This window comes from Plantactinospora sp. B24E8, from assembly GCF_039871735.1.
In the GTDB taxonomy this organism is placed as follows: Bacteria; Actinomycetota; Actinomycetes; order Mycobacteriales; family Micromonosporaceae; genus Plantactinospora.
In genome coordinates this window covers 1-11,019 of sequence record NZ_JBDPMH010000041.1, presented here as the reverse complement: position 1 = coordinate 11,019, position 11,019 = coordinate 1, and the positions used below count along the sequence as shown (strand labels likewise).

The following is an 11,019-nucleotide window of genomic DNA, read 5'->3' as shown; positions in this document are numbered from 1 at the left end:
TGGCGGTCACCAGGATCGCGCCACCCACTCCCGCGGCGACGGCGGCCCGGGCGTCGGCACCGTGGAAGGCGCGACCCGGCGCTGGCCGAGGGTCGCGGCCACTGCCGTGCCGAGGACCACCGGGTCGGCGCCGACCGCGGCGGCGAGCAGGACCAGGCCGGTGAACGGTCGGAACCCGCGGATCCGCAGGCCGATCCCGACGAGGGCGCCAGCGTCGTTGAAGCCGGTGAAGGTGGCGAAAAGAGCTGCCAGGGCGAGGCTGTCCCAGCTGATGTCCAGCACCGGCACCTCCGCAGGCGTTGAGCGGGAACTCCGGGTACGGGCCGGAACGCCCGGAGCGCCACCGGCCGGTTGGCCCGGCTACGTGGATGTGGATGCTGGTTGACATGCCGCGCCGGCCGGGCCGCGTTCCGTCCGTTCAGCCCACCGGGCCGGCCGGCAGCGAGGTCAGCCGGTCGACAGTGACGGTTTCCAGCGGCACCACCACGGCAGCGTGACCGTCGGCGTCGGCCAGCGCCCGGCTCGCCTCGGGTACGGCCACGACCAGGCAGCCCGCGGCCAGCGCCGCCGCGATGCCCCGGGAGGGGTCCTCCAACGCCACACAGGCGCGCGGATCGACGCCCAGCCGATCGGTCGCCGTCAGGTACGCCTCCGGATGGGGCTTCGGGTTGGTCACCCCGTTGCCGCAGACCACGGTGTCGAACATCCCGGGATCGAGTTGGCGACCGACTCCTCGACGTCGGCCTCGACGCCCAGGTCGTCGTGGACGGTCCGGACGATGTCTCGCAGACTTCCGCCGACGACCCGGCGACGTGTCTCGGTCGACAGCGTGCCGCCGGACATCTTGGCCAGGTCGTCGAGACTGACGTCCCGGAGGGGTTCACTGTCGAACGGGGTGTCGTCCATGTCGAACAGCACCGCTTCCAATGGACCTCTTTCCACACCCCTGCGGTCCGTCGGAGTCGCGCCCGGAGGTCGGGGCGCAGGCGCCGCACTGTTCCGGTGGAAGGAGGTCCAGTGGGCCGACATCCGGGGCGGCCATCTCCGCCGTCACCGGAGGGTGTCGGCAAGCCAACGTCGCAGTGTACGGGGATTGTCGCTGGTCGTCCCGTCCACGCCGAGTGCGAGCCCGCGCCGCAGATCCTCCTTGTTGCGGGTGGGCCAGCCGTGTACCGGGAAGCCCTCGTCGTGCAGCTGCTGGACGATCTCGGCGGTCAGCCCTTCCCAGCCGCTGTGTATCCGGCAGGACCCGGTTTCCTTGATCAGCTTGTGGTAGCCGCCGGGGTATGCCTCGGCGTCGGTCCAGTTGGACACGATGATGCCGCGCCGGATTCCCGGCAGCTTCTCGGCCACGGTCGCCATCGCCTCGACCGAGAAGCTGGTCAGGATCGTTCGCTCCGCGTAGTCGGCGTGATCGGGGAAGAAGTCGACCAGACCGTCGATGGCGGCGAGATCCTTGATTTCCAACTGGATCACCCGCGTTGTCGCCTGATACATCTGCTCCAGCGTGGGCACCCGCTCACCGTCGCCGACATCGATCGAGCCGATCTTCGACCAGGTCAGTTCCGCGACCGGGCCCAGGTCCTTGCCGGCCGGCTCAACGGCGACCCGGTCCAGGGTCGCGTCGTGCAGCATGAAGAGTTGCCCATCGGAACTGATCCGTACGTCGGTCTCCACCTCCTCGACGCCGATCTCTTCCGCCACCCGGTAGGACGCGACAGTGTTCTCGGGGGCTTCGGCCATTGCGCCGCGGTGTCCGACAACGGCAAATGTCACGATCTTCCTCTCGATACAACTTCTGCTTGTCGCTGGGATCCTCGTGCCGCCGGCCGGCGGCACGAGAGGTCTGGGGTCAGGGCAGCACCAGGCGCCGATACTTCGGCAGCACGCGCTTGACGGCCGGGTTGAGCTCTCGGGCGACCCCACGTAACACGTCGCGGGGGTTGGTGTCGGAGGCGTACACCTTCTGCAGCGCGAGCAGCATCTCGGCGATCGTCTCGTTCACGTACCGGCGCATCACGTCCGGCGTGCGGGCGCGGCCCAGTTGGTCCTGGGCGATCTGGTAGGCGGGAGTCCGGGTGTTGCGGTCCCGGATCTTCGGCGAGTTGAGGGTGCTGGTGGTCACCGGGAGATAGCCGGTCTCGAGGCTCCAGGCGGGCGCGCCCTCTTCGGTGAGGTATTTGATCAGTTCCCAGGTTGCCTGTTTGCGCGTCTTGGTCGCGTTGCGCATGACCGCCAGGCCACTGCCTCCGGTCGGCACGCCGGGCGCGTCCTGCTCGGGCAGGAACGCGGCACCGAGTTCGAACTTGGCCGTGTTGAGCAGCGAGGTGAGCGATCCGGTGGAGTTGCAGATGGACGCGGTCACGCCGGCCACGAAGTCGCCGTTGAGGTTGCTGGCCAGGTAGGCCATCTGGTCGTCGTGGATGAACGCCCGATCGAATTCCAGGGCAGCGATGGTCTGCTCGGAGATCAGTTGCGACACCATGCCGTCGTCGGAGTAGCTGCCGCCGAAGGCCCAGGACGAGGCCTGGAAGTACCAGTCGTCCGCGCCGGTGTAGCCGCGCATCTTGACCGGTGAGCCGCGATATGTGAAACCTTTGAGCTGGCGACCCCACTCCCGTAGTTCGCTGTACGTCCGCGGGCCGCGGTCGGGCAGTCCCGCGGCGGCGAAGATTTCCTTGTTGTAATAGAAGAGCGGCGTTGAGCGAGCCCAGGGCAGCCAGTAGACCTCGCCCCGGATGGTGCCCTCGGCCAGGAACCTCGGGTGGAACGCGTCCGTGCCGAAGTCGGCGTCGAAGTAGCCGGTCAGCGGTTCCAGCGCCTCGGCCAGGAAGTAGCGGTTCCAGGACACGTCGCCGAGGATGACCACGTCGGGAATCTGCTCCGTGGTAAGGCTGACGGCCAACTTCGAGTCGAGTGCGACGTATCCGGGGAACAGTTGGATCTCGCAGAAGATGTCATTCTGCGAACTGTTGAACCCGTCGACGACCGACTGTAGGACCTTGGCGTTGTGGGAGGTGAACGCACTCCACAGCACCACTCGGTCGCGGCGGGCGAACTGCGCCGGCACGTGCCCACTGACCTGGGCGTAATCGCCGTCCCGGCGGCCGACGCAGCCGGTCAGCCCCAAGCCGGCGGCGAGCGCGGTGGCACCGGTCAGGAGTTGGCGGCGGCTGAAACTGGTCCCGGTCACACTGGTCCCTTTCTGATCGAACCGGTTCTCAGGCAGGCGACAGTCATCGGCGGACCGCGCTGCCGGCCAGACCGGCAACGATGTAGCGCTGGGCCAACAGGAGGACGATCGCCATCGGCAGGACGACGAACAGGGTCCCGGCCATCAGGGCGCCCCAGTCGTTGATGCCTTCGTTCTCCTTGAGGTAGAGCAACCCGATCGGCAGCGTTCGCATGTTGACCGAGTTGGTCACGATCAGTGGCCAGACGAAGCCGTTCCACTCATCGATCAGGGCGATCAGTCCGACCGTGATGATCGCCGGTCGGGCCATCGGCACGATGAACGAGACGATCGTGCGCAGATGCCCGGCGCCGTCCAGTTCCGCCGCCTCCAGCACCTCCTTGGGGATCGAAAGGAAGTACTGGCGGAGCAGGAAGGTGCCGAATGCCGATGCCACGCCCGGCAGGATCAGGCCGGCATAGGTGTTCACCAGGTTCAGTTGGCCGACGGTGATGTAGTTCACCAGCAGGGTCACGTGGCCGGGCACCATCAGCGCGCCGAGCATGAAGAGGAACAGCCAGCGCTTTCCCGGGAACGGCAGGTAGGCGAAGGCGTACGCGGTGAAGATCGCCAGCAGCACCTTGAGCGTCGTCCCGATCACGGTCACCACCACCGAGTTGATCAGGAACTGGTCGAACGGGGCCAGGTTCCAGGCGTTGACGAAGTTGTCCAGGGTCAGCGATCGCGGGATCAGCCGCATCGGCCAGATGTTGATGTCGGCGCTGGTCTTGAAAGCCGTGCTGACGAAGAGGTAGAGCGGGATCAGGAAGACCAGGGCCGCGGCCACCAGGCCGACCAGGCCCCACCAGCGCGTACGCCGGGGACCGGACGGGTTCTGCGGAGTGGTCTCGGTTGTCACTGCGGTTGGCATGACCGTCATCAGTAGTGCACCCTCCGCTCGACGAATCGGAACTGCAGTACGGTGATCGCCATCAGCACCACGAACATGATCATGGAGGCCGCGCTCGAGACGCCGACGTTGTTGCGGCTGAACGCCTGGTCGTAGATGAACCAGCCCAGCGTGGTGGTGGCACCGGCGGGCCCACCGCCGGTCATCAGGGCGATCACGTCGAAGGCCTGGAAGGCCGAGATCGTCTGGGTGATCACCAGGAAGAAGGTGGTCGGGGAGAGCAGCGGGAAGAATATCTTCCGGAACAGTGCCCAGTGGCCGGCGCCGTCGATCCGGGCGGCCTCCAGCAACTCCGCCGGAATCTGCTGGATGCCCACCAGGTAGACGATCGCGACGAAGCCGAGCCCCTTCCAGATCGACACGACGATCAAGGCCCACAGCGCCCAGTCGGCGTCGGTCGTCCACGTGGGGGAGTCCGCTCCGAACGCGTTGAACACCATCCGGCTGAGGCCATGATTGGGATCGAAGATCAGTAGCCAGATGGTCGCGATCGCCGCTCCGGACAGCACGTGGGGGGAGAAGGCGAGCGTCTGCACCGCGGTGGTGCCCCGGAGACGCAGCGAGAACAACAGGGCCAGCGCCAGGCCGAGCACCATGGTCACGACAACGACGGCGACCACCCAGACCAGTGTCCGTAAGAGGACCGTGGGGAAGGCCCAGCTGCTGAACAGGCCGGTGTAGTTGAGCAGGCCGACGAACTCGGCTTTGGGCGAGATGAAGTCCCAGGTGGTGAGACTCAGATAGATGTTCTCGACGATCGGCCAGTAGGAGAATACGGCGATCAGCGCCAGGTTGGGCAGCGAGAACGCGGCGAACAGCAGGTACCCGCGCCGGCGTCGGCGCACCGCGCCGGGGTGACGCTTGGCGGTCGTTTCGCCGGTACTGGTCGGCCGGTGGGCGCTGACCGACACAGCTGATCTCGGACTGAGATCGGTTGCTCCGCTGCTCACGAGCTACCACCCTCCGCATCGACGTCGAACCGCCGCAGACTCTACTGACGATCATGTGCTCGACTCTGGTCAGAAGATCGCCAATCTGTGATCATTGCGCGAACGTTTCAACCTTCTGTGCAAGGGTGCAAGCCAGCATGCCTAGCTCGTTTCAGGGCCGCGCCTTCGATCGTCAGCAGCGGATCCTCAGTTACGTCCGGAACGAGGGCCGTGCGGTCGTCTCCGAGATCGCCGACCTGTTCGCGATCGCTCCGGCGACGCTGCGTCGGGATCTGCGTGCGCTCGAGGCGCAGCGGCTGATCGTCCGGTCGTACGGCGTTTTCTACCCCACCGACATCGGCGGCTACGAGACCCCGGTGGAGTACCGGCACAAGGCCCGGACCGAGGAGCGGCTGGCGATTGCCGAAGCCGCGGTCGCCCTGATGGCCGACGTCGGCACGGTGTTCCTCGACGAGGGGGCGCTGCCGGAGGACCTGGTCGGGCCGATGCGCCGGCTGCCCCGGATGACGGTGGTGACCCGATCATTGACCGTTGCTGCCGAGCTAGGTCGTCAGACCGATCATGATGTGATCATCGTCGGCGGCCGGCTGCGGCCGGCGACCATGGGCACCGTCGATCGGTGGGCGACGGCGATGCTCGGCGAGCTGAACGTCGACCTGGCGTTCATGGGCACCAACGGGGTGTCGATCGAGCGTGGGCTGACGACTCCGGACCCGTCCGTGGCGCAGGCCAAGACGGCGGGGATGCAGGCGGCCCGCCAGTCCGCGCTGGTGTGCGAGCACACCCGGTTCGGGGTGACCAGTTTCGCGAAGTTCGCCGACGTGGCGCAGCTGACCTGGGTCATCACCGGCAAGCAGATGTCCCAGGCGTCCGCGCGGCGCTACAGCGCGGCTGGCCCCCGGGTGCTGCGCGTCTGACACTCCGGCCGTACCCGCCGAAGCCTTGGCGGTCAGGTCGGCACGCGGGCCCCGGAGCGTTGCGCTGGTACTCGACTCCGGACGCACGAGCCGTGACGCGCGGTTGGGTTGGCGTCAACCACGAGACGCGGCGCGACTGGGTCGAACGGCGGTGTTGGAGGTGGATGGATCGCCGCTGGGGAGCCGGGTCAGCGGGCGGTCGCCTCGCCTGTCGGCGCGTCCTGACGTGCGGGTACCGCCTGCCCGGCCACCGCCTTCTCCAGGTCGTCGATGCTGCCGGACATGATCGTCCGGATGTGCTCGGTGATGCGCTGGAGCGGCCAGTCCCACCAGGCCAGGGCGAGGAGGCGGTCGATGTCGGCGTCGCCGTGGCGGCGGCGGATGAGTCGGGCGGGGTTGCCGCCGACGATGCCGTAGTCGGGTACGTCGTCCACGACGACCGAGCCGGAGGCGATGATGGCGCCGTTGCCGATGCGTACTCCGGGCATCACCATCGCCCGGTAGCCGAACCAGACGTCGTGGCCGACCACCGTGTCACCCCGCCCGGGCAGTCCGGTGATGAGGTCGAAGTGCTCGGTCCAGGAACCACCCATGATCGGGAAGGGGAAGGTCGACGGGCCGTCCATGCGGTGGTTGGCGCCGTTCATGATGAAGCGCACGCCCTCGCCGAGCGCGCAGAACTTCCCGATGATCAGCTTGTCCGGCCCGTAGTGGTACAGCACGTTGCGGGTCTCGAAGGTTGTCGGATCGTCCGGGTCGTCGTAGTACGAGAACTCCCCGACCTCGATCAGCGGCGAGGTGACCAACGGCTTGAGCAGCACCACCCGCGGCTGCTCGGGCATGGGGTGCAGCACGGTCGGTTCGGCGGGAACGGGCGGCGTCACGGATCGGGTCCTCTCGGGGTCCGGGCGAACGCTTCGGATGAGCGTTGATCAGCCACTAGTGCGACAGATGGTACATTAAGTCGTTGCCACGGCGTCGATCCCCGGAGCAGACGGACACCAGCGATGACAGATGGACCACCAGCGATGACTCCCGCGGCCCCGGGACCGCAGTCCGCCCAACCGCCGCCGACGCGCCGTCGACCCGGAGGCCGCACCGCCCGCATTCGTGGACAGGTGCTCGACGCGGTCCGCGTGGAGCTCGGCGAGCGCGGTTATGACGGGCTCACCATGGACGCCGTCGCCGCCCGCGCCGGCGTGCACCGCGCCACGGTCTACCGGCGCTGGGAGGACGTCGGCGGCCTGCTCGCCGACGTCCTCGACGCGGCGGGCGAGGACGACTGGCAGCCACCGGACACCGGCTCGCTGGAGGGCGACCTCGCCGCGCTGAACCGAGAGATCCTGGCGGGAATGACCGCGCAGCCGCCGGTCATGGCAGCCCTGATCGCCGCCTCGTTCCGCTCCGAGAAGGCCGCCAGCGCCCAACAGCGGCTCTGGGAGGACCGGTACGCCCGCTGCGAGGTCGTGGTCAGCCGGGCTGTCCGGCGCGGCGAGCTTCCGCCGCACACCGACGGCCGGCGACTGCTCATCGCCGCCACGGCACCGCTGTACCACCAACTCGTGCTCCTCCGCACGCCACCCGACCCGCACCTGCCCGACCACGCGGCCAGAACCGCGGCCCTCGCCGCAGCCGCCGGAGCCTTCGCCGAACCACCGGATCAGAAACGTTGACCAGGTCGGCTTCACCGTGTGGCCGAGAAGATCCGCAGAATGGAGTGCCGATGACCTGTGACGTCTTCCGCCATACCCGTAACCGGCCGACAAACCGTCGCAGGGCTGCCAGGGGCATGGCAGCGCTGCTCGTCGCCCTGGTCGCCCCCGCCGTGCAACCGGAGGCCGCGCTCGCGGGCGCAGACGCGGGCTCTCACGTGGAGGGCGCCCTCCCGGACGGCTCGACCTACGTGATGGACGTGCCGGCGAACTGGAACGGCACGGTACTGCTCTACAGCCACGGCTACGTGCCGGACAACTCACCGAACCCCGCTCGCAACGCGCCCAGCGACAACGTCCGCACCGCGTTGCTGACGGCCGGGTACGCGCAGATCGGATCCTCGTACCCGGAGACCGGCTGGGTCGCGGAGCGGGCGGTGCACGACCAGCTCGCCACGTTGGACACGTTCCAGGCGCAGTTCGGGCGGGCCCGGCGAACGATCGCCTGGGGCACGTCCATGGGCGGCATGATCACGACCGGGCTCGCCGAACGGTTCGGTGGCCGGTTCGACGGTGCCGTGGCCATGTGCGGACTCGAACAGGGCGCCGTGGCCAACTACAACAACGGCCTCGACACGATCTTCGCCCTCCGTACGCTGCTGGCGCCGGGCTCGACCACGCCGTTGGTACGCCTGCCTGACCAGGCCACGGCCCTCGCCTCGACCGCCGAACTGATCGCCGCCCTCGACGCGGCACAGGCGACCCCGCAGGGCCGCGCGCGCATCGCGCTGGCTGCGGCGCTGCGCAACACCCCGGGGTGGACCGACCCGGCGCGGCCGGAGCCGGACGCGGACGACCACGACACCGCTCAGCGCAACCAGTTCGAGATACTCCACCAGGTCATCACCATGACACTCACCTGGCGGCAGGACGCCGAAGAGCACGCCGGCGGCAACATGTCCTGGAACACCGGCGTTGACTACGCCCGCCTGTTGGCTCACTCGGCCGTCCGGCAGGAGGTCGAGGAGTTGTACGCGCGGTCGGGACTGTCGCTGCGCGATGATCTTGCCGCGCTGGCCGTCGCGCCGCGCATCACCGCCGACCCTGCGGCGGTCGCCTACATGAGCCGGAACATCTCCTTCACCGGCCGGATCACCGTGCCGATGATCAGCATCCACACCACCGGCGACCCGCTCGTTCCCGTGCAGGCCGAGCAGGCCTACGCCGAGGCGGTCAGCGATGCCGGTCGCTCGCCGCTGCTGCGCCAGGCGTACGTGCGTCGAGCCGGACACTGCACCTTCACCACTGGCGAGATGCTGGCGGCGCTTCGCGCCCTCGACCACAGGGTCGGCACGGGGCAGTGGCCCGACACCGCCCCCGTCGCGTTGAACCGCCTCGCGGCGGCCCTGGACCCCACGGCCACCCATGCCTACCTCAGCTACCGGCCTGATCCGTACCCCAGGCCGTTCCGTCTGACGTGCTGACGCTGACCAAGGGTGTCCGCCGGCCAACACGCTGACGGACAAAGGGCTCGAGTCCCTTCGAGCGCGCAAGATCAGCCAGGGCCTGAGCCGCAGCGCTGCGGCTCAGGCCCTTCGCTGTTTTCATCCCGCACGGACGATCGGTGGTGGGCGCGGTTGTCGGAGACGGGTTGGTTGCCGCCAGCGGGCGCTTGAACGGCGTCTTGACCTGCTCTCCTGGCCGGATTCGGGCAGCATGGACCGGTCGACTCCGGCGGCGGGCCAGTTCAGGCCGGCGGTGACGGCGTACGCACCGGGCCACTGAGCTCTCGCTTGTCGGCGGGCGCACCGAAACTACCGCCGGTCGGCCGAAACTATCGCTTGATAAACCCACGACTTTCTGAAAATCTGATAGTCGTCGATGAATGTGAACGCTAACACCGCCCCATCCCCGACCCCTGGGAGGTGCCCGCGTCGTCCCCCCGAGAGTCCACCGCCCGTAGCCACCACCACCGGACGGGCCGGACCACGCCCCCAAGCTCCAACGCCTGAGCGCACAACCCGGGCGACCCACATCCGAGCAGACGCCGGACGTGGAGTCGTGCCGGCGGGCGGGCCGTGGGCACCAGACGTCCCGGCCATCACCGCCCGGGCGACTTCCGTCGTCCGAACTGGGCCAGAAACCATCCCCGCCAACCTTGGAGGAAGCATGATCTCCCGGACCCGTCCCTCCGGGCATCGACTTCGAACGCTAACCGTTTCCGGAGCCTTCGCGATCGTCGCGGCCCTCGTCGTGTCGTTGCTGCCCAATCTCGCGCAGGCCGCCGAGTCCACGCTCGGTGCGGCTGCTGCCCAGTCCGGTCGGTACTTCGGTGCCGCCGTCGCGGGCGGAAAGCTCGGTGACAGTGCGTACACGACGATCTTGAACCGTGAGTTCAACAGCGTCACCGCCGAGAACGAGATGAAGATCGACGCGACCGAGCCGCAGCAGAACAACTTCACCTTCGGTAACGCCGACCGGATCGTCAACCACGCGTTGAGCCGGGGTTGGCAGGTGCGTGGGCACACCCTGGCCTGGCACGCGCAGCAGCCGGGCTGGATGCAGGGCATGGAGGGCAGCGCGCTGCGTTCGGCGATCCTGAATCACATCAACCGGGTGGCGAGTTACTACCGGGGCAAGGTGGTCGCCTGGGATGTGGTGAACGAGGCGTTCGAGGACGGCAACAGCGGTGCGCGTCGGAATTCCAACCTGCAGCGTACGGGTAACGACTGGATCGAGGCGGCGTTCCGGGCCGCGGATGCGGCGGACCCGGACGCGAAGCTCTGCTACAACGACTACAACACCGACAACTGGACCTGGGCCAAGACCCAGGCCGTCTACAACATGGTGCGCGACTTCAAGCAGCGCGGGGTGCCGATCGACTGCGTCGGTTTCCAGTCGCACTTCAACAGCGGCTCGCCGTACAACAGCAACTACCGCACCACGCTGTCGAGTTTTGCCGCCCTCGGGGTGGACGTGCAGATCACCGAGCTGGACATCGAGGGTTCCGGCACCACCCAGGCGAACACCTACCGCAACGTGGTGAACGACTGCCTCGCCGTCGCCCGTTGCAATGGCATCACGGTCTGGGGCGTACGCGACTGTGACTCGTGGCGTTCCAGCGGCACCCCGCTGCTGTTCGACTGCAACGGCACCAAGAAGGCCGCCTACACCGCCACCCTGGAGGCACTGAACAGCGCCGGCCCCGGGCCCACTCCCACGCCCACCACCCCCACCGCTTCGCCTACCGTGCCACCGACGGGTCCGCCCGGTTCTGCCAGTGAGATCGTCGGGGTGCAGTCGGGTCGGTGTGTCGACGTGCCGAACGCTTCTCGTACGAATGGCACCCGGGTGCAGC

12 protein-coding genes are annotated in these 11,019 nt (G+C 68.1%); 4 read left to right on the top strand and 8 right to left on the bottom strand.

Annotation, left to right across the window (positions count from 1 at the left end; all coding sequences use genetic code 11):
• Positions 1-6: 6 nt before the first annotated feature.
• From ABGB21_RS32850 to ABGB21_RS32820, 7 genes are all read right to left on the bottom strand, one after another.
• A complete protein-coding gene (locus ABGB21_RS32850) occupies positions 7-282 on the bottom strand; it encodes a hypothetical protein (RefSeq protein WP_347681126.1) in 276 nt (91 codons plus the stop codon).
• Positions 283-418: 136 nt separating this feature from the next.
• Positions 419-706, bottom strand: coding sequence for an HAD family hydrolase (locus ABGB21_RS32845; RefSeq protein ID WP_347657831.1), 288 nt, complete (start codon positions 704-706; stop codon positions 419-421).
• On the bottom strand, positions 673-927 hold the full coding sequence (locus ABGB21_RS32840; RefSeq protein ID WP_347657830.1) for a hypothetical protein: 255 nt from the start codon (positions 925-927) through the stop codon (positions 673-675). Before ABGB21_RS32840 ends, ABGB21_RS32845 begins: the two co-directional genes overlap by 34 nt.
• Positions 928-1,050: 123 nt before the next feature.
• Positions 1,051-1,743: a glycerophosphodiester phosphodiesterase family protein gene (locus tag ABGB21_RS32835; RefSeq protein ID WP_347657829.1), complete on the bottom strand. Its 693-nt coding sequence runs from the start codon at positions 1,741-1,743 to the stop codon at positions 1,051-1,053.
• A gap of 109 nt (positions 1,744-1,852) precedes the next feature.
• The gene (locus ABGB21_RS32830; RefSeq protein ID WP_347657828.1) at positions 1,853-3,193 is read right to left on the bottom strand and encodes an ABC transporter substrate-binding protein; all 1,341 of its coding nucleotides are present in this window, start codon (positions 3,191-3,193) and stop codon (positions 1,853-1,855) included.
• A gap of 43 nt (positions 3,194-3,236) precedes the next feature.
• Complete coding sequence (locus ABGB21_RS32825; RefSeq protein WP_347681124.1) at positions 3,237-4,112, bottom strand: carbohydrate ABC transporter permease; 876 nt, start codon at positions 4,110-4,112, stop codon at positions 3,237-3,239.
• Complete coding sequence (locus ABGB21_RS32820) at positions 4,112-5,092, bottom strand: sugar ABC transporter permease (protein ID WP_347657826.1); 981 nt, start codon at positions 5,090-5,092, stop codon at positions 4,112-4,114. Before ABGB21_RS32820 ends, ABGB21_RS32825 begins: the two co-directional genes overlap by 1 nt.
• A 137-nt stretch (positions 5,093-5,229) precedes the next feature.
• Here ABGB21_RS32820 and ABGB21_RS32815 point away from each other — a divergent pair, with 137 nt between their 5' ends.
• Positions 5,230-6,009 carry a DeoR/GlpR family DNA-binding transcription regulator gene (locus tag ABGB21_RS32815; protein WP_347657825.1) on the top strand — a complete coding sequence of 260 codons (780 nt, stop codon included), beginning with the start codon at positions 5,230-5,232 and terminating at the stop codon, positions 6,007-6,009.
• 188 nt (positions 6,010-6,197) lie between these two features.
• Here the strand turns inward: ABGB21_RS32815 and ABGB21_RS32810 are convergent, their stop codons facing one another.
• Positions 6,198-6,851 (bottom strand): CatB-related O-acetyltransferase, encoded by a 654-nt coding sequence (locus ABGB21_RS32810; RefSeq protein ID WP_347681164.1) that lies wholly within the window; start codon positions 6,849-6,851, stop codon positions 6,198-6,200.
• Between the two features lie 276 nt (positions 6,852-7,127).
• On the opposite strand from ABGB21_RS32810, the gene ABGB21_RS32805 reads away from it, so the two are divergent.
• The 3 genes from ABGB21_RS32805 to ABGB21_RS32795 all read left to right on the top strand — a co-directional run.
• Positions 7,128-7,682 (top strand): TetR/AcrR family transcriptional regulator, encoded by a 555-nt coding sequence (locus ABGB21_RS32805; RefSeq protein ID WP_347657824.1) that lies wholly within the window; start codon positions 7,128-7,130, stop codon positions 7,680-7,682.
• A gap of 116 nt (positions 7,683-7,798) precedes the next feature.
• Positions 7,799-9,145: a hypothetical protein gene (locus tag ABGB21_RS32800; protein ID WP_347657823.1), complete on the top strand. Its 1,347-nt coding sequence runs from the start codon at positions 7,799-7,801 to the stop codon at positions 9,143-9,145.
• A 685-nt stretch (positions 9,146-9,830) separates the two neighbouring features.
• Positions 9,831-11,019 (top strand): endo-1,4-beta-xylanase (locus ABGB21_RS32795; protein ID WP_347657822.1); only part of this gene is annotated, 1,189 nt, incomplete at its 3' end.